At 36.5% G+C, this 17,914-nt stretch carries 18 protein-coding genes; 1 reads left to right on the top strand and 17 read right to left on the bottom strand.

Going from position 1 to position 17,914, the window contains the following annotated elements:
- Window positions 1–45: 45 nt before the first annotated feature.
- The 8 genes from ACJJVW_RS15115 to clpB all read right to left on the bottom strand — a co-directional run bounded on the left by ACJJVW_RS15115 (window position 46) and on the right by clpB (window position 7,461).
- Window positions 46–693, bottom strand: a complete 648-nt coding sequence (locus ACJJVW_RS15115) for a hemolysin III family protein (protein WP_405252956.1) — start codon at window positions 691–693, stop codon at window positions 46–48.
- A complete protein-coding gene (locus tag ACJJVW_RS15110; protein ID WP_339844315.1) occupies window positions 693–1,421 on the bottom strand; it encodes a TlpA disulfide reductase family protein in 729 nt (242 codons plus the stop codon). Before ACJJVW_RS15110 ends, ACJJVW_RS15115 begins: the two co-directional genes overlap by 1 nt.
- A gap of 370 nt (window positions 1,422–1,791) precedes the next feature.
- Window positions 1,792–2,169, bottom strand: coding sequence for a hypothetical protein (locus tag ACJJVW_RS15105; protein ID WP_339844318.1), 378 nt, complete (start codon window positions 2,167–2,169; stop codon window positions 1,792–1,794).
- Window positions 2,170–2,441: 272 nt separating this feature from the next.
- Window positions 2,442–2,744, bottom strand: a complete 303-nt coding sequence (locus tag ACJJVW_RS15100) for a type II toxin-antitoxin system RelE/ParE family toxin (RefSeq protein WP_405252953.1) — start codon at window positions 2,742–2,744, stop codon at window positions 2,442–2,444.
- The gene (locus ACJJVW_RS15095) at window positions 2,744–2,962 is read right to left on the bottom strand and encodes a hypothetical protein (protein WP_405252951.1); all 219 of its coding nucleotides are present in this window, start codon (window positions 2,960–2,962) and stop codon (window positions 2,744–2,746) included. Before ACJJVW_RS15095 ends, ACJJVW_RS15100 begins: the two co-directional genes overlap by 1 nt.
- Before the next feature lie 291 nt (window positions 2,963–3,253).
- Entirely contained in the window at window positions 3,254–3,595 is a 342-nt protein-coding gene (locus ACJJVW_RS15090) for a hypothetical protein (RefSeq protein ID WP_405252949.1), read from the bottom strand.
- Window positions 3,596–3,712: 117 nt separating this feature from the next.
- Window positions 3,713–4,639, bottom strand: a complete 927-nt coding sequence (locus ACJJVW_RS15085; RefSeq protein WP_405252947.1) for an SMI1/KNR4 family protein — start codon at window positions 4,637–4,639, stop codon at window positions 3,713–3,715.
- A 215-nt stretch (window positions 4,640–4,854) separates the two neighbouring features.
- Window positions 4,855–7,461 (bottom strand): ATP-dependent chaperone ClpB, encoded by a 2,607-nt coding sequence (gene clpB, locus ACJJVW_RS15080; protein WP_405252945.1) that lies wholly within the window; start codon window positions 7,459–7,461, stop codon window positions 4,855–4,857.
- Window positions 7,462–7,691: 230 nt separating this feature from the next.
- On the opposite strand from clpB, the gene ytxJ reads away from it, so the two are divergent.
- Window positions 7,692–8,084 carry a bacillithiol system redox-active protein YtxJ gene (gene ytxJ / locus ACJJVW_RS15075; RefSeq protein ID WP_405252943.1) on the top strand — a complete coding sequence of 131 codons (393 nt, stop codon included), beginning with the start codon at window positions 7,692–7,694 and terminating at the stop codon, window positions 8,082–8,084.
- Here ytxJ and ACJJVW_RS15070 read toward each other — a convergent pair.
- The 9 genes from ACJJVW_RS15070 to ACJJVW_RS15030 all read right to left on the bottom strand — a co-directional run bounded on the left by ACJJVW_RS15070 (window position 8,081) and on the right by ACJJVW_RS15030 (window position 17,911).
- Complete coding sequence (locus ACJJVW_RS15070) at window positions 8,081–8,230, bottom strand: SsrA-binding protein (protein ID WP_405252941.1); 150 nt, start codon at window positions 8,228–8,230, stop codon at window positions 8,081–8,083. The genes ytxJ and ACJJVW_RS15070 overlap by 4 nt on opposite strands.
- Before the next feature lie 68 nt (window positions 8,231–8,298).
- Window positions 8,299–9,483, bottom strand: a complete 1,185-nt coding sequence (locus tag ACJJVW_RS15065; protein WP_405252939.1) for a hypothetical protein — start codon at window positions 9,481–9,483, stop codon at window positions 8,299–8,301.
- Window positions 9,484–9,831: 348 nt separating this feature from the next.
- A complete protein-coding gene (locus tag ACJJVW_RS15060) occupies window positions 9,832–9,957 on the bottom strand; it encodes a hypothetical protein (protein ID WP_379953211.1) in 126 nt (41 codons plus the stop codon).
- Between the two features lie 63 nt (window positions 9,958–10,020).
- Entirely contained in the window at window positions 10,021–10,146 is a 126-nt protein-coding gene (locus tag ACJJVW_RS15055; protein WP_298325228.1) for a hypothetical protein, read from the bottom strand.
- Between the two features lie 402 nt (window positions 10,147–10,548).
- The gene (locus ACJJVW_RS15050) at window positions 10,549–12,954 is read right to left on the bottom strand and encodes a M56 family metallopeptidase (protein WP_405252937.1); all 2,406 of its coding nucleotides are present in this window, start codon (window positions 12,952–12,954) and stop codon (window positions 10,549–10,551) included.
- Window positions 12,955–12,957: 3 nt separating this feature from the next.
- Window positions 12,958–13,311 carry a BlaI/MecI/CopY family transcriptional regulator gene (locus ACJJVW_RS15045; protein WP_405252935.1) on the bottom strand — a complete coding sequence of 118 codons (354 nt, stop codon included), beginning with the start codon at window positions 13,309–13,311 and terminating at the stop codon, window positions 12,958–12,960.
- A 184-nt stretch (window positions 13,312–13,495) separates the two neighbouring features.
- On the bottom strand, window positions 13,496–14,773 hold the full coding sequence (locus tag ACJJVW_RS15040) for an amidohydrolase (protein WP_405252933.1): 1,278 nt from the start codon (window positions 14,771–14,773) through the stop codon (window positions 13,496–13,498).
- Between the two features lie 17 nt (window positions 14,774–14,790).
- A complete protein-coding gene (locus ACJJVW_RS15035) occupies window positions 14,791–16,620 on the bottom strand; it encodes a Xaa-Pro dipeptidyl-peptidase (protein ID WP_405252932.1) in 1,830 nt (609 codons plus the stop codon).
- A 13-nt stretch (window positions 16,621–16,633) separates the two neighbouring features.
- Window positions 16,634–17,911 carry an amidohydrolase gene (locus ACJJVW_RS15030; RefSeq protein WP_405252930.1) on the bottom strand — a complete coding sequence of 426 codons (1,278 nt, stop codon included), beginning with the start codon at window positions 17,909–17,911 and terminating at the stop codon, window positions 16,634–16,636.
- Between the last annotated feature and the right edge of the window lie 3 nt (window positions 17,912–17,914).

Raw genomic sequence — 17,914 nt, 5'->3', positions numbered from 1 at the left:
CCCCTCATTGAGGGGCATTTTTTGTTTTATAATCCTCGAAAAGGTTTAAACTCCTACGTAGTTGTAAACTGCAATAAAGTGAGAGGCTGTGCCTCCCAAAACAAACACATGAAAAATAGCATGATTATAAGGAATGCGAGAAATGCTGTAAAGAACAGCACCTATCGTATATAAAATACCTCCAGTAAAAAGCCATTGCACACCAGCTGGGTCAAGGTTTGCTAGTAATGGTTTGTATGCAAAAACGATAAGCCATCCCATCGCCACATAAAGTATGGTAGAAAGAATATCAAACCTTCCTGTAAAAAAGAGTTTTAAAACAATACCGAATAACGCGATAGACCATGCAATCCCAAAAATCCACCATCCAGTACTTCCTTCCAGAGTTACAAGTGTAAAAGGTGTGTAAGTACCTGCAATGAGCACATAGATAGCCGCATGATCAAATATCTTTAATCTAGCTCTACGTATAGGTTTTACAGCGCTGTGGTAAGCCGTAGATGCAAAATATAGCACAGACATACTTACTCCAAAAATAATAAGACTAATGGTTGCTGTGGTTGATACGCTTTCGCGAAAACATAAAAAACCCAATGCAACTACACTTGCAACAAAACCAAAACCATGCGTCCAAATGTTGAGTTTTTCCTCAAGTGGGGAGTAATCTGGAGTTGGTTCTACGGTGTTTTCCATTAGTTATCTGCAAGTAAGTAATCTAGGTGTTCCTTAAGAATTTCTGTAAATTCTGCTGCTGGACCTCTTCCTTGAGCCATTACCGCATTTTCTACAAAGCGCACAGTACCATTGCGATCCATAAATACGAGTTTAGGATAGGTATTTGTTTTTAAATCTTGCTTTAAATAGCTGGCACCATCTACTAGGTGCTCAAAATCAAAAGGTTTCTTGGTTAAAAAGTCATCGATTTTGCTTTTTGGTTCAAAAGTGATAGCAACAAAATTTACGCGATCTTCATATTGCTTTTTAAGATCATTAAGGTATGGAATCTCAGCAATACAAGGAGGGCAGCTTGTAAACCATAAGTTGATGAGTGTAATTTTATCATTATAACTCTCCTTAGATTTTAATCCATTTGCAAGATCTTGTAACTGAAAATCGGGTAGGGGTTTATTAATTAAACCATTCACACCCACATTAATGTCTAAAGGAGCGCTATTAGATTGCGAAAGCATCACCTCGACCTCTTGTATAATTGAGTCTTGTCGCACACGAGAATGGCGAACTTTAAAGTTGGCTTTAGTGTATTTCCAACTTCCTTGCGCACCGTAAACCTCTTCTATAGATCTTAGTTTGGCTTGAAAACTTTCCTCGTCATAGGTATCACCTTGAAAGGTATAGTAGTTTTGTTGAGCACTTAAAGAGAACGCAACAAATAGTATAAATAGGAATGGAATATTTTTCATGGTATATGTATCAGTTACAAAGATAGTTAATGGTAACTAACGTTCATCTATATACATTTATCGTGCCTTAGTAGATGTTGGTTTTGATTTTAGTAATCAATGTTTAAAGCATTAGGAGAGTAGTATGTTGTTAGATTAGTTTTTTGTTTTACGACCCCTGTTGACAATTTCAGCAGTTTTACAATTCGAACAATACCAATGTTTTTTAATTACGAATCATTCTGCAATTTGAGCAATTGCGCTCGTCAAATTGATTGTAGAATGCTCTACGAGGACACTTTCCGTAATCACAAATTGACAGAGGGAATTCTTCTTCGTCCACTTTCTAAATAAATTATTCATTTACAGTTCGGATAAAATTGAGTTAACATTAGGTTATGTATATAAGTGAGTTTTTATTTTTACCTAAGTAATCATACGCTGTTTTATTACCTAATCCGAACATTAGTATTTCTCCATATTTCAATATTAATAGTTCAAACTCACTTTTTAGAAACAACCTTGAATCCAATTGCTTGAGTTCATCTAAAACGAAAGAATTTAGTTCAGGATCTTTGGGATCCTTCATTAATTCTATTTTAAGCTTATTCATCAAACCTTTAAATGTCTCAACTAGCCATTCAATTTTTTCAGGACGGGGACACTTTTCTCCAGTAAAGTCATTTATTCCTCCAAAGTCATAATCAGTAAAATGATTACCGCGATTTATTATCTCTTCAATTTTATTTATGGCTTGGATATTTGTCATTTCTTAAATTATAGTTAACGAGTCAGTATAAAAGCGAACTCGACTCCCGATAGTTATTAAGGTTTCCGATGTGCCTGTTTAAATTTTCATTATTTAAATATTACACTTATTTGCGTGTTTCTGCATCGCAGAAAGAGTTTGAAATTTTCTGTAAATATCGCGACACTCTATATATTGTTGTGTCTCGGTCACAATCTCAATTAAGCTTTCTATAAATGAGACGTATACTCTTTGGCAAACAGCCGCAGTGGTTTTATGTATGGTGAGTTTTTTTAAATATCCTTTCTTAGTTTGTCAGGATTTTGTCTTGTATCAAAAATTGTAATGATTTCAATTTCGTCTAGTCCTGTCGAAATTCTATAGTAAAAGGTAGTTTGTTTTGTTACAACACACTTATACAAGCCTTTGAGTTCTGAAGATTGAGGGCAGCTTTCTGGTTGAAAAGAAATCTGTTTAATTTTTTCAGTTAGCTTTTCAATAAATGTATCACGTGTTTTTGAATTCCAATTTTCTAAAAGATATTCGGATAGTTTCAGGAGTTTTCTTTCTGCTAATTCAGATAAGAATACCTTCATTAAGAAATCTTTTTCAAGAATGAATCAAAAGAAACTCTTTTTCCGCGATCAAGCTGATTAATTCCTTCTTTAATTTCACTTTGTTCAGAAGTAGTTAATTCATTCCAAAAATCAACTTTTTCAGCATTTACAAAGTCAGCTACTTTTTGAATAAAATCACTATTTTCTATCGCTAAGATAGTTTTTACTAATTCTATTTTTGTTGATTGAATATCCATATTAATTGAGTTAACTCATCAAATATACAAAAAGAGTTTTTATCAGTTTTGATGAGTCTTATGCATCCCAGCATGATACTACATAAAGCAAGCGCATCTCCCGTTAGCTATCGACGCTTCTAATATTCCTGTTTTATTATTTTTTAATTGATCGTTTATATACAAGTATTTAAGAAGGATGATGCTTTCGCGGAAGGGTTAATTGAGGAAGGCTCTGGGGTGTGAATTCTAGTTAAGAAGGGCTTTAAAAAAACTTTATTTTCTACATTTCATATCAATCAATACTTTTTATTAATTCTTCTCAAATTTTATCCATTTTCCATTAACAAGTCTTTCCAATTTCCCATGTTCTGGCTTCTCTTTCTCACGTCCTTTAATTCGAACAGGATTTATCCTATCGTGTTGACAATTCGGTTCGGGATTTGGGATTTCTTTCCATTCCAATTTCTTAACTCCATAATTTTTCGAAACTGATGTCATTGCATCATTTTCCGTTTCATACCACTCATCCCATTCAGCGGCACAATCCTCATTTTTTTTATATCCGAATAGGTAAGTACCATAATCGTCATTAAAAATCATAAGTCGGACAATCGAGCCTTTTGGTTTGGTTAGATTTACTATTTTTCTCATTCAACATATAATTTGGAAAATGTCATACAACAGACAGCTACATAAACCAATTGCATCTCCAGTGATTATGGGAGATTATAGTGAGCTTAGTTTATTATTTTTTTACTCAGTTCTTAGTTAGGTGCAGTTTTTTATTTGTTTATATACTTCGTGAATATGATTTTCAGAAATAAATTGTTTTGGATTCTCATTCATTTCTTTAATTGACAAATCCAAGAATTCGTCAAAGCTGTCAGCTAAAACAATCATTTTTTCCTCATCACGTCCGAAAATAATGATTTGACCTTTTACTCCATTTATGTCAGGGTCGAGATCAATTCCAATAAAATTCCCTCCAAAATCGTGAAAAATAGGTAACCACTTATAATGGAAATATTTCTTTTTGATTTTATCTTTTGGATAAGAAGAAAAATCAATTTCATCTTCCCAAACATAATCTTTCCTTTCTACTGTAAATTTACCATCTGGTGTCATATCAAATTCTAAGCTATCCCAATTGTAGTTTTTCTGTTCCAATTGATGAAGTTCTCTTCCAAGAGCAAAAATTTTGTCTGAATACTTTTCTTTCACCTTAAAGTTTTCGGTTTGCCCATTTTTATACTTGACCATAACTCCACTATATAATTCGTGTGAACAATTAAATGATGCTTTCTCCCATTTTTTAGAGAAAAGCCCAAACTTTTTTTTATTTGGAATAGATTTTAAAAACAATTCCGAAATTCCATTGAGTATTTCTTCTGCCTTTTTTTGGTTAATTATTTTTCGTTCAGTTGGTTTAATAAGACTTAATGCAAAATCAAGATTTGATATTACTTTTTTAGTTGATATGAATTCAAGTCCGAATAAAATTCCATATTGATTACCTCCTTCACCATTGAATTTAGAATAAACCTCAACAAATTCTTTTGGTAGTTTTTCAGATACCATTTTTTCTATCTGAGCAAAATCATTCTCACCACTTCCTATATTAATTTCATTGACTTCTTTCTCAAAATTTTCTGCAGTCCACTTGGAAATATGTTCAATTTTTTCAGTTATGGTCATAGTTTAGTCAAATTGTAGTCAATAGCCACTACACAAAGCAAGTGCGATTTTTTGCGGTAGTGCCTATTTTATTATCTTTTAATTGATTGCTTAAATATACACTTATTAGTGTATTCGTCACCGCACAAACAGCCCTAAAAGTTTAGCAATCAGGCCACAAAAAAAAGTGGATACCTATCGCTAGATATCCACTTTTCATCATCGTCAATTAATCCTTATTCTTCTTCTCCTGTAATTTCTGCTTCATTTCTAAAGACTAATTTATCGTCAAAGGAATCTACGAGTATCACACTATCAGATGCTACTTTACCGCTCAAAATTTCTTTTGATAACTGGTTAAGCACTTCACGTTGCATTGCTCGCTTAACAGGTCTTGCACCATATTCTGGTTGGAATCCGGCTTCAGAGATAAAATCTATTGCTTGTTTTGTAGCATCTAGGGTAATGTTCTGTTGAGAGAGCATTTTTTGAATCCCTTTAAACTGCAACATCACAATATCTCTAATATCTTTTCGCGTAAGCGGACTAAACATCACAATGTCATCTATTCTATTTAAGAATTCTGGTCTTATGTTTTGTTTAAGCAAACCTAGTACGTCAACTTTTGCAGACTCCATCGCAGCATCTACATCTGGAATCGCCTCAAAACGTTCTTTGATAATCTCACTTCCCATGTTTGAGGTCATGATAATAATCGAGTTTCTAAAGTCGGCAGTGCGGCCTTTGTTATCTGTAAGTCTACCTTCATCAAGCACTTGTAATAACACGTTAAAAGTATCTGGGTGTGCTTTTTCAATCTCATCGAGTAATACCACCGAGTAAGGACGACGTCGCACGGCCTCCGTAAGCTGTCCACCTTCATCATAACCTACGTATCCTGGAGGCGCTCCTACAAGACGACTCACACTGTGACGCTCTTGATACTCACTCATATCAATACGCGTCATTGCATTTTCATCATCAAAGAGATACTCTGCAAGTGCCTTTGCAAGTTCTGTTTTACCTACACCGGTCGTTCCTAAAAATAAGAAGGAACCAATTGGCTTTTTTTGATCTTGCAATCCTGCACGACTACGTCGTACAGCATCACTTACTGCTACAATAGCTTCTCGTTGTCCCACTACACGTTTGTGCAGCTCGTCTTCTAGCTGAAGTAACTTCTCACGCTCACCCTGCAACATCTTTTGAACAGGAATACCTGTCCATTTTGCTACAACTTCTGCAATGTCTTCGCTTGTTACTTCCTCTTTAATAAGCGAGGTATCTGCATGACTTGCGAGATCTTTTTGAAGTTCTTCTAGATGTTCTTGAGCATCCTTGATTTTCCCATAACGCAACTCTGCTACAAGGCCATAGTTTCCTTCACGCTCTGCGATTTCTGCTTCTATTTTATAGTTTTCTATGTCTTGCTTTGCCGTCTGTACACTCTCTACAATGTCTTTTTCTGATTGCCATTGTGCATTGAGATCGTTACGCTCCTCCTTAAGGTTTGCAAGATCTGCACGTAGGCTTTTGAGCTTATCTTCATCTTTCTCACGCTTGATTGCCTCAATCTCAATCTCTAGTTGCATCACACGACGGTCTAATACATCCAGCTCTTCTGGCTTAGAGTTGATTTCCATACGCATTTTTGCGGCAGCTTCATCCATCAAGTCAATTGCCTTGTCTGGTAAAAATCTACTCGTAATATAGCGTTGTGATAATTTTACCGCTGCGATGATTGCATCATCTTTGATACGCACCTTGTGGTGTGTCTCGTACTTGTCTTTGATACCACGTAAGATAGAAATTGCACTCTCCGTATCTGGCTCATCTACCACCACTTTTTGAAATCTACGTTCAAGTGCCTTATCTGCTTCAAAGTATTTTTGATACTCATCAAGCGTAGTAGCGCCTATTGCACGCAGTTCACCTCGAGCTAGTGCAGGTTTTAGGATGTTTGCGGCATCCATTGCTCCTTGTCCGCCACCAGCACCTACAAGTGTGTGTATCTCATCTATAAAGAGTACGATATCGCCATCACTTTCTGTTACTTCTTTAATAACCGCTTTAAGACGTTCTTCAAATTCTCCTTTAAATTTTGCTCCAGCAATAAGTGCACCCATATCGAGGGCAAATATTTGCTTATTCTGCAAGTTTTCTGGGATGTCGCCATCTACAATTCTATGCGCTAGACCCTCGGCAATGGCTGTTTTACCAGTACCTGGCTCTCCTACAAGTATAGGATTGTTCTTCGTACGACGCGTTAAGATTTGTAATATGCGTCGTATCTCTTCATCACGTCCTATTACAGGATCTAGTTTGCCATTACGCGCAAGTTCATTTAAGTTTTTTGCGTATTTGTTTAAAGAATTATAGGTTTCTTCGGCACTTTGAGAAGTCACACGATTTCCTTTACGTACTTCGTCAATCGCTGCGCGTAAATGCTTTTCTGTCACTCCTTGATCTTTTAAGATCTGAGCTACTTTACTTTTTGTTCCAAAAATAGCGAGTATCAAATGCTCTATAGAGACATACTCATCGTTCATTTTTTTAGCAATAATACTAGCCTCCGTGAGTGCTCTATTTGCCTCGCGACCTAGTACAATATCTCCACCTGATACTTTTGGATAGCTCTGTAACGTACTATCAAGTACTTGCTGGAATAACGGAATATTTACATCAAGCTTTTGAAGTAAGAATGGAGTAACGTGCTCATCTATTTCAAAGATTGCTTTAAAAATGTGCTCATTTTCTATCTGCTGGTGGCCCATTTCCTGAGCAATTTGCTGTGCTCTCTGGATGGCCTCCTGTGATTTTATGGTATAATTATTTATATTCATAGTATATGTTTAATAGACTTTAAAAGAGATAAGTACCTCTCTTTAATGTCTTGGTTTGTCCTTTGTTTGATGGACTAAAGTCAATTATTATTCCACAGCGGCTTATAGACAAAGTGTCTTGTAAACTCTTATATCAGCTGACTTTATGACTTATTTAAGAACTATTTCACGCTTTCGCGAAAGCGTAACACAGACACAACGACTACCTTTGTAAAAAGAACTTAATTACAATGGGAATATTCAATTCAATGTTTGGAGGAGATAAGGAGCCAAAAGAGGAAAAAGCGCCTATGCCTTGGAAGCAATTAACCACTTTAGAGCAACTCGATCAAATCGCAAAAGATTCTGAAACGAAGCCACAGGCAATTTTTAAGCATTCTACAACTTGTGGTATAAGCCGTATGGTAATACGCCAATTAGAATCTCAATACGATATAGACCCTAATCAGTTAGATATTTATTATTTAGACCTTAAGGCGTACAGAGAAGTGTCTAACGAAGTGGGATATAAATTTCAAGTAATACACCAGAGTCCGCAAATGATTTTAATCAAAAATGGGACAGCGGTTTATGCAGATAGTCATGGAGCGATAAGTGTACAAGCACTCGCCGAAAAGATTTAATCTAACGCTCTTTTTGTAACCCAGATTCTATACCCGATAATCGCAAGCTGTATTTTACTAGCTTGTGTAAGGTCGAGACCACGTTTTGAATAGGAGGGAAGTACTGCCTTGTTAACTTTGGCAAGAAATTTATAGAGTGTTTGCATACCGTCAAAAGTAGCTAAAAAACAAAGCCGTAACGCATAGCGTTACGGCTTTTATTTGTTTATAAAGACTAGTTATTATTTCTTAAAATAATATCCTTAATGCGATTTTTAAGGTCTTCACCAGCGTCGTACACCATTTGCTCATTAGTGGGAAACGGAACTGCTCTATTGCGAGTACGATCATAAAGCTCATCTTCTAGTGCTCTTCTATCACCTCTATAGGTAGCATATCTGTGGTCAAAAATAAACTCAGATGCTAGCGGAAGCGATTGTAGAACCTGATTTGTATTACTATCAGAGTAGCGCACGCGGCCTACTACATTTACAGCTTTGTTCTGGATAAACTCAAAGTACGTGCAATGTACCGTAATCATATTATCTACCAGAACTTTCTCTCCGTCCTCATCATAAACCACATTACCATCTTCATCCTTTAGAACGATGGTACCGTCTTTAATGAGTTTTTCTTGTTGCACCTCTCTTTCTTTGATGCGTTCTGGTGAAATATTAATCTCTGTAAAAGCAACTTCCATATTGTAGTCGTAGGATACCTCATTAAGCGGATTGCTATGATACACGGTCCAGAAATCGTTAAGGCCGTAGGTAGAGAAGTCTAACAGCTCGTTTTCTAATCGCACTGGTAACGCTATATTACTATCATTAAATAAAGTAACGGCAACAAAGTCTGTCCCTTTAAGATGTACAGATTCCATCATATTTTTGATGTCCTTATAACCTGGCTTAAGCGTATTTAAGTAGGCTAGATCATCATAGATATTACGATAATCCTCTTTTGAAGATGCTGTAGTGATAGCGTCAAGGCTACTGTTATATAAGGAAGCAGCTAGCTTTTCCTTAGAAGATATGAGTTTATCGGTGTAGTTTACAAAGTCAAAACGTGCAGATCTATTCTCGTCAATTACTTGTAAAGGTAAGATAGGTTTTATACGATCTTGACGTCTTTGTAACGATACATAGGTCTCATATATTTCTTCAAGATTTGTTTCCTGATTTTCTTTTACGAGAAATGAAATACGATCCGCATCGCGCGCAGATGCTTTTGCAAACGCATCTTCAAGAAGGAGCACAAAATCTTGCTTATTCTTTTTATCTGGATTGCGTTGCAACTTTTTAAGAGTAATTGCGATGGCGTCATCATAATTACCGCTATTAAGCGTTGCAGTAGTCTTTTTTACCGAATTGCAGCTTACTACAAATACGGTAGTAAGGATTGCGAGAAATAAATTTTTCATCGTACAATGGGTATTGATTGGTGATGACAACTCCAACGAGCGTGCCAAATTTATAAAAGCCCAAATGTAGCTGAAAATATACTATCGGAAAGAATGGGTGGGATGTGATTAGTACGCTTTCGCGAAAACGTGCTATATCTAAAGTAAGTTTTTAAAAACACACACAGAGCAGGCCTTAACTCGTCGGTGTGAAGAGGTCAATTATTTATCCGAAGATAAGTTCTAGTGCAGTGATGATAATTTGGATCATTTTTGATTGTTTTTAATTGATTGATAAAGATTGATGAATGTTGATTGATGATTGCTGATAGATGAATGATGAATGATGATTGATGAATGTCGGAGTGATTAATTCCCTAAATGTAAAAAGGTTGTGACTATATAAGAAATACTGAGGCTTACCATAAATACGGTATAGATTCCTAATACTTTATTTGTTTTTACTTGCGGCTTGTTGTTTGCTTGCGTTTTCATAATGGATGGTTTTTGATGGATTAGTAAAGATTGATGAATGCTGATTGATGAATGTCGGAGTGATTAATTCCCTAAATGTAAAAATGTGGTTACTATATAAGAGATACTGAGGCTCACCATAAAGATGGTATAGATTCCTAATACTTTGTTTGTTTTTACTTGCGGCTTGTTGTTTACTTGCGTTTTCATAATAGATGTTTTTGATTGTTACTAGATACGTTGTTTGTTATTGATGAAGCAAAGAAGTCACCTTGAGCGCAGTAAAACAAATTGAAAAGAAGTTTTTAATGAAATTAACATGAATATTATAACTAGATTAATGACATAGATTAAAATGTGTAATACCAATGTCTTCAAGTTGGTTGATATATGTTAGCCACAATGCTAATAATCATTCATTGTGTTAGTTCTGTAGGGACTTTTTGAGCCATTTAGATTTTTTGTAGAGAAAATATGGCTCATTTCAACCGTATTCACCTGATTCCATCATTTTGGAGTGAATTTTTACAAGTGGTAGTTGTAAAAAACAGCGCATAAAAAAAAGTCCGCTTTCTGATTGAAAGCGGACTTTTACTCAAGATTAATTACCTTTTACTCTTTTGTTTCTATTACGACAACACCATTAACAGCCTCTTTACCGTAGAGTTCAATTGCTTTTTCCCCTTTATAGACTGTTAGAGTCAAAATATTATTAGGAGCCACATCCATTTCTTTTAGTTGGCTAACTGACATCTTTTTATCGTTAACATAATAGATAGGTTTATCGGAGGAGTCAGATTTCAAAATATCTTCTTCAGGTAATTGTTCCATTAACTTATCCTGTGATAAACTAGATACAGTCGAGGAAGCTTCATCCAATAGCTTTTGATAAAGAGGAGTATCTTCTTTTATTTGTTTTCCCCATCGATCATAGAAACTCTTAGATCCTTCAGGGCTAACCACAAAGTAGTACGTTTTTTCGTCGAGTGTTACGTAGCGCATGTCTCTTTGTTGTCTGCTATTTTTATAGTTTTCCCTATCGCCTTTCAAATTCTCACGTCGCTCCTTCATTTGCATTTTCATGCTGTCACGTCGTGATAGCATATCTTGTCTCATAGAGTCTACCTGAGCTCTTCCTTGTAGGCTTCTGCGTTCTTCCATACGAGCTCGCATATCCTGCTTGCGAGCTTCCATGTTTGTACGCATACTGTCTCTGCTATTTATCATTGATTTGCGACGTTTTTCCAAGCTCACTCTCCTGTTGTCATAAGCTTTTCTCTGATCATTCTCCATATCAACATTCCCCATGCCTGTACTACCGTCAGCATTGCGATATATATAAATGTCGTTGATAGGATTAGAGCTCTTTAAGGTGTAATTCTTATTATTCCCATTATCATCTTTGAGATTGACCGAAATTTTTTCTATTTCTTGATTCCTATTTCTCTTAATGCCACTTACCTTCAGAGTAGCGTTGTGCTTTTCTCTCATTACCTTAATAAGTGCATCAATCTCATTATCCGTTGTGTTTTTAGTAATGATATAGCTATAAGTTTCTTGAGAATTTAAAACCTTAGGTGCCTTTAGAGTATCACTTATCTGGATTTTAGGACTTTGGCTTAAAAGTGTTGTGTCTTTAACCACAACGGGTGGGTTATATGATGCTCTTGGATAATTTCCTTTATTTTCTTCCTCATAGCTGTCCCCATTTTTAATAAGTGCTCTGTCATATACGGTGCCAAGCAAGTTTAAGAACTCAAGTTTATCTACATCAATGCGAAATGAAGTTCCTTTTTCTCCATTTTCTATAACATTAATACCTTTTTCATTAAAACTAATTTGATACCCTTCCCAAGTTTTAGAGATATCTTTGGCGCGTTTAAAACGTGTATGGAAAACACGGTCTCCAGCAAACTTAGTTTGAAAGTCAAAACGTTTTATAATTCCATTTTCGGCTATTCTTCGATTTGAAAAGCGTATTAAGCTCTGCGGAAATCTTTCGGCAACTTCTTTTTCAATATTATCTAAATCTCGGGCTGTGCTATTTCTTGTAATTATAAATTCATTGTTGCGTACTGGCTTAATAGAAGGTGTTTCCGCTTTCGCGAAAGCGGTATTGTCCTCTTCAACATAAGTGACTACTTCTTTTACATTAAAAGAATACAGAAAGAAAGAGACGAGCGGGATGATTAATCCCAGTTTCCAAAGATGGTGTTTACCTGATTGTGGTGTGTTGAGCATAACGATTCGTTTTTTGATAAATGATTGATAAAATTGATTAGTAAGCGCTGGTCTAATGGAGGGAGATGAAACCTTAACCAGTGTACGTTGATATTGCTGCGGATTATTAATGCGCTGGATAGCATGAGCGTCTGCAATGTATTCTAAATTTTGTTCTAGACTCTGCTTATACAACCACGCCAGCGGATTGCACCAATGAAGTGCTAATATAATTTGTGTGATTAGTATGTCTATGGAATGGCGTTGTCCTGCATGAATTTGCTCGTGAGCTAAAATCATTTCGAGCTCTTCTAATGTATGAAGCTCGGGATTATATACGATGTACGAGAAGAAGGAGAAGGGTGCTATATTATTTGTGACAGTTACATATGTGTATGCATTCCTTTGTACCACAGTTCCGGAAGAAATGAGATTTCTAAGTGAGAATAGTTGCATACCTAATTTAATACACATGACAATAACGCCTGCAATATATATAAGCAAAGCAATTTGCCACCAATCAATTGTTGGCACCTCTGCTGTGGTTACCGTAGGAAGATATTCAACTTGCGATAATGGAACTACATTAGCAGTATCAAAAACTGGCTGTGAAGGCAATACGATTTCTGTAACTTGAGTAAATTCTAAAAAAGGTAGCGTGAGCGCTGCAATGATACCAGCAATGAGAAAATGCCTGTTTGCTGTAAAGAGCGTGTTTTTGTGTAAGATGGAAATGTATATCACATAAAACAAGGATAGAATTCCAATACTTCTTGCTATTAAAATAAGGATTTCCATAAGTTACTTTTTTTCTATAATTGCTAAAATTTCCCTAAGCTCATCTGCAGAAATCTTTTCTTCTTTGGCAAAAAAGGAAACCATATTTTTATAAGAGTTCCCAAAAAACTTTTGACTCGTAGTTTCCATAAACTCTTTTCTATAAGTCTGAAGAGATACCACAGGAAAATATTGATGGGTCTTTCCAAACGCTTGGTAGCCCACATATCCTTTATCTGCGAGGTTACGCACAATGGTAGATATGGTATTGTAATGATTACCTTCTGGCAAGCTAGCAACCACTTCTTTAACAAAAGCGCGCTCTAACTTCCATAGTGCGTGCATCACTTCTTCTTCTTTATTTGTTAGTTTTTCCATGTATACAATTGATTATCTAATGATTGATAATTCAAACTTACAATGAAAAGTATAGTTACACAACTATTTTTATAGTTATTGAACGAAATTTATAGTTTTCATTCATTTTTTTACAAAAAAACGACAGTTAACACATTGGTTAACTGTCGTTAATATAATCTTTACCGTAATGATGGAGTAGGGGTTATTGCCCTAAATAGTCATGTGTAAGTTGTACAAATGTTTTTACTCCGAGCAGCATCCCGCTTTCATCAATGTAAAAATCTGGAGTGTGGTGAGGAAAAGCTTCTGTGCTTCCAGGTGTTTTACCTCCTAAAAAGAAATAAAGCCCTGGAACTTCTTTTTGAAAGAATGAAAAATCTTCGGCACCTGTAATGGCTTTTATAACAGAGACATTTTCCTTACCAGCAGCTTTCTCAAGTGATGGAAGCATTTGTGCGGTAAGTGCTACGTCATTAAATGTGATAGGGTAGCCCTCAGGAATAGTTAGCGTAGCTTCTGTACGATAGGCTGCAGCAATAGTAGGAATCATCTCCTTCATACGCTGGTTTATAAAAGCTTGCATATCATAGTCTAGCGTACGTAATGTACCCACTATATGTACTTCTTCTGGGATAATATTACTTCGCACACCTGCATTAATCTGTCCTATAGATAATACAGCTGCTTCTTCTGTAAGTGGTATTTCTCTAGAGATAATAGTTTGCAATCCGTCTATAATTTTTACTGCTGCCATAATAGGATCACGGCTCGTCCATGGTGTAGAACCATGACTTTGCTTTCCTTTTACATGGATTTCAAAACTCTGGGAAGCTGCCATAATCCCTCCAGGTTTATAGGCGATGGTATTTACATCTTGACCAGAACCTATATGCAGTCCGAAGATGGCATCTACATCTGGGTTTTTAAGAACATTTTCTTTTACCATAAGCTCGGCACCACCTTCTTCTCCCGGAGGAGCACCTTCCTCTGCTGGTTGAAAAATGAATTTTACCGTTCCCGCAAAATCATTATTTTTTGCAAGTACTTCGGCAACACCCATAAGGATTGCAATATGTGTATCATGCCCACAAGCGTGCATTACTGGAACTGGGTTACCTTGATATTCACCCATTACTGTAGATTTAAATGGTAAATCTGCACGTTCCTTTACAGGTAGTGCATCTATATCTGCTCGCAAAGCAACTACTTTTCCTTTGCGTTTTCCTTCAAGAATTCCTACAACACCTGTTTTTGCAACTCCTGTCTGAACTTTAATTCCTAAAGACTTAAGATGTTTTGCAATTTTATCGGCAGTATTGAATTCACGATTTCCTAATTCTGGGTTTTGGTGAAAATCTCTACGCCACTCGATGACTTTTGATTCTATAGCTGTAATTTCTTTATCTAGATTTGTTTGCGCTTTCGCGAAAGCGGTAAACAGTAATACACTAGAAAATAGTAAAGTTTTTGTATACTTCATTTATGGTAATAATATTATTAATTAATCGTTGTGCTGAAGGCCGTTTCTCCACCTACAACTGGTAGTGTAAGTTTGGTTTTTGACAAATCTACTGTTAGCTCTGTTCCAGGATTAGGAAGTACTGTAAACTCGCTATCACTAGAGAAAATCATCAAGCCTATTTGCTGTCCTTTTCTTATAATTTGATCGTCTGGCATTAGGTCAAATGTCACTTCATAAAATTCACCTTTCTTAAGAGGCTCACTCTTACGTATAGAGGCATGATTTTGAGGATCTGCCCATCCACGAGTGATGAGATTATCTGTTATTTTAATTTCTTTTCCTTCTTCATAAGGTAATGAAACTAGATAGACGCTCAGGTTTGCTGCTTCCTTACTGCTAGATACACTAATAGTCACTTTAGGTGTTCCAGAAATATGTAATTCATCCTTAAGAGTAGGAGTGAGGTACAATAATCTGTTTTGAGATGCAGAAGCTTTCATCATATCTTTAGCGCTCACAGAAGCATCGTCTACAAGTGTTTCCTTAGGTAGTTTTTTTGCTTTTTGGATAGATAACGTTCCAGCTCCATTAGTACTTTTTCCTAAGTATAATGTAATATCCTTTGCTTGTGGATTTGGATAGTTTTCATAAGGTGTAGGTTGATCTCTAGCATCGTTTTCTCTAACAATTTGCGCTTTGGGATCATTTTCAACACCATTATCTATTCCGTGTAAATACTTTGTAAACCATCGATTCATCATCTTCATAGGTGGCGGACCTCCATGACCATTCTGATGATAAAAAATCTGACTAGAGATACCCATTTCTTGGGCTCTCTTGTAGATGCGGTAGCTATGTTCTGGCATTACATTCCAGTCATTAAAACCATGAGACATTAATAATGCTGCTTTCATAGGCTTCATATCATTAAGGTAATCTCTACCTGCCCAAAAATCGTTGTAATCTCCTGTTGCACGATCCATCCCGTTTTTAAGCTCAATATCTCTCACAAGACTATCTGCATACGCTCTTTTTGATTCGTCTCCACTATGTATAAAGTTGTACAATACATCGATATCTTCACCTAGATACCCTCCAGGAGAACGCACTAGTCCGTTAGATCTGTAATAATGATAATATGAAGTATTAGGAGCTATAGGAATGATTGCCTCAAGACCATCAACTCCAGTTGTTGCAGCAGCCAGTGGCAGGGTGCCATTGTAAGATGTTCCGGTCATCCCAACTTTACCTGTAGACCAGAATGCTTTTACCTCTTCATTACTGTCAATTTCTTTATAACCTTTTGCTCTACCATTAAGCCAATCTACAACGGCCTTAGGCGCTAGTGACTCGTTATCACCACCTACTGTAGGAGATCCTTCTGATAGTCCAGTTCCTGGAGAGGAGGAATGCACCACAATATAACCCCTAGGAATCCAAGTCTTAATGAGCGAATTTGAAATTACAGGGCGTTTTCCTCTTCGTACGACAACTCCGTTTGCTATTGGTTTTTCTTGAGCTCCTATTTCATGTTTTACATCATAAAATAAATTGGGATCATTTGCTGCAACGCCTGCATAATAAGGGCTTGTCTCATAAATAACGGGCAGTTTTAGTCCGCTTTCGGTTTGTAGGGGTCTTGTTACATCTACGTGCATGCGATCTAGCTCGCCATCACCATCTGTGTCAAATTCTGTTTCAACCCATAAATCCTCGCGAATCCAAGTTTTAGGCGTATCAAATGCAGGAACTACTTGCGCTTCTCCGTCCTTGAAAATTGGTTGGTCATTCTGTTGAGAATGTAAGGTAGTTGCCGCCATTGCAGCAACGGCAAATGGCATTAATGTTTTAAAAAATGTCTTCATAGGGATCTAATTTTTATTTACCGTTTAAGTAGTCTATACTCATCTGGCTTAATGCCTTAACGCCTAGTTGGAATCCAGCTTCATCAATCACAAAATCTGGTGTGTGATGAGGAAAAGCTTCAGTACTTCCAGCGGTCATACCTCCTAAAAAGAAATAGAAGCCAGGTACTTTCTCTTGAAAGAAAGAAAAGTCTTCTCCGCCAGTAACCGCTTTCTGTAAAGACACGTTTTCTGTACCGCCTACTTGTTGTAAGGTAGGTAGCATTTGTGCAGTAAGATCAAGATCATTGTAAGTTACGACAGTCATATTCTGCCAGTCTATCGTAGCCTCACCGCCATAAGCTTTTGCTATACCAGCAGCCATTTCATCCATACGACGTATGATTTTTGTACGCATATCTGGGTCAAGTGTACGTACTGTTCCTATCATTTCGGCACTTTCTGGGATGATGTTAAATCGTGTTCCAGATGTTATTTTTCCTACGGTAATTACCGCAGCTTCTTCTGTTAATTCACTCTCACGAGAGATAATACTCTGGAAACCATTGATAATCTGAGCAGATATTAAAATAGGGTCCACTCCAGACCAAGGCTGACTACCATGAGATTGCTTTCCTTTTACATTTACTACAAAACGCTCTGTAGCTGCCATGGTGCCTCCTGGTTTATATTTTATAGTATTTACAGGGGTAGCACTATTAATATGTAAACCAAAAATAGCATCCACTTTAGGATTATCAAGTACACCTTCTTTTACCATAAGTTTTGCACCGCCTTCTTCACCTGGAGGTGGTCCTTCTTCTGATGGTTGAAAGATGAATTTTACAGAACCTTTGATTTTGTCTTTATTTTTAGATAGCACTTCTGCCACACCCATAAGAATAGCAGTGTGTGTATCATGACCACAAGCATGCATCACACCAGTTTCTGTTCCTAAAAATGAAGTAACTACCTCAGATTTGAAAGGAAGGTCATTTCGTTCTGTAACGGGAAGGGCGTCTATATCTGCTCTTAAAGCAACCACTTTTCCTGGCATATCTCCTTTAAGTAAGCCTACAACTCCAGTTTTGGCAACTCCTGTTTGTACTTCAATTCCTAAAGATTCAAGATGTTTTGCTATTTTTTCGGCAGTTTTGAATTCGCGATTTCCTAATTCAGGATTTTGATGAAAATCTCTGCGCCATTCTATGACCTTTTTTTCTACAGCGGCAATGTCTTTATCGAATGAGGTTTGCGCTTTCGCGAAAGCGGTACCAGCAATAAGGGCACTTAGTATTAATACTTTTTTCATAAG

The organism is Dokdonia sp. Asnod3-C12, assembly GCF_045063975.1.
Taxonomy (GTDB): Bacteria; Bacteroidota; Bacteroidia; order Flavobacteriales; family Flavobacteriaceae; genus Dokdonia.
The sequence above is the reverse complement of the archived record's forward strand: the minus strand, read 5'-3'. Positions and strand labels throughout refer to the sequence as shown.

Bases quoted from the DNA above. Each gene is read 5' to 3' on its own strand.
- ACJJVW_RS15115 (WP_405252956.1), bottom strand. From the start codon at position 693: ATGGAAAACACCGTAGAACCAACTCCAGATTACTCCCCACTTGAGGAA.
- ACJJVW_RS15110 (WP_339844315.1), bottom strand. From the start codon at position 1,421: ATGAAAAATATTCCATTCCTATTTATACTATTTGTTGCGTTCTCTTTA.
- ACJJVW_RS15105 (WP_339844318.1), bottom strand. From the start codon at position 2,169: ATGACAAATATCCAAGCCATAAATAAAATTGAAGAGATAATAAATCGC.
- ACJJVW_RS15100 (WP_405252953.1), bottom strand. From the start codon at position 2,744: ATGAAGGTATTCTTATCTGAATTAGCAGAAAGAAAACTCCTGAAACTA.
- ACJJVW_RS15095 (WP_405252951.1), bottom strand. From the start codon at position 2,962: ATGGATATTCAATCAACAAAAATAGAATTAGTAAAAACTATCTTAGCG.
- ACJJVW_RS15090 (WP_405252949.1), bottom strand. From the start codon at position 3,595: ATGAGAAAAATAGTAAATCTAACCAAACCAAAAGGCTCGATTGTCCGA.
- ACJJVW_RS15085 (WP_405252947.1), bottom strand. From the start codon at position 4,639: ATGACCATAACTGAAAAAATTGAACATATTTCCAAGTGGACTGCAGAA.
- clpB (WP_405252945.1), bottom strand. From the start codon at position 7,461: ATGAATATAAATAATTATACCATAAAATCACAGGAGGCCATCCAGAGA.
- ytxJ (WP_405252943.1), top strand. From the start codon at position 7,692: ATGGGAATATTCAATTCAATGTTTGGAGGAGATAAGGAGCCAAAAGAG.
- ACJJVW_RS15070 (WP_405252941.1), bottom strand. From the start codon at position 8,230: ATGCAAACACTCTATAAATTTCTTGCCAAAGTTAACAAGGCAGTACTT.
- ACJJVW_RS15065 (WP_405252939.1), bottom strand. From the start codon at position 9,483: ATGAAAAATTTATTTCTCGCAATCCTTACTACCGTATTTGTAGTAAGC.
- ACJJVW_RS15060 (WP_379953211.1), bottom strand. From the start codon at position 9,957: ATGAAAACGCAAGCAAACAACAAGCCGCAAGTAAAAACAAATAAAGTA.
- ACJJVW_RS15055 (WP_298325228.1), bottom strand. From the start codon at position 10,146: ATGAAAACGCAAGTAAACAACAAGCCGCAAGTAAAAACAAACAAAGTA.
- ACJJVW_RS15050 (WP_405252937.1), bottom strand. From the start codon at position 12,954: ATGGAAATCCTTATTTTAATAGCAAGAAGTATTGGAATTCTATCCTTG.
- ACJJVW_RS15045 (WP_405252935.1), bottom strand. From the start codon at position 13,311: ATGGAAAAACTAACAAATAAAGAAGAAGAAGTGATGCACGCACTATGG.
- ACJJVW_RS15040 (WP_405252933.1), bottom strand. From the start codon at position 14,773: ATGAAGTATACAAAAACTTTACTATTTTCTAGTGTATTACTGTTTACC.
- ACJJVW_RS15035 (WP_405252932.1), bottom strand. From the start codon at position 16,620: ATGAAGACATTTTTTAAAACATTAATGCCATTTGCCGTTGCTGCAATG.
- ACJJVW_RS15030 (WP_405252930.1), bottom strand. From the start codon at position 17,911: ATGAAAAAAGTATTAATACTAAGTGCCCTTATTGCTGGTACCGCTTTC.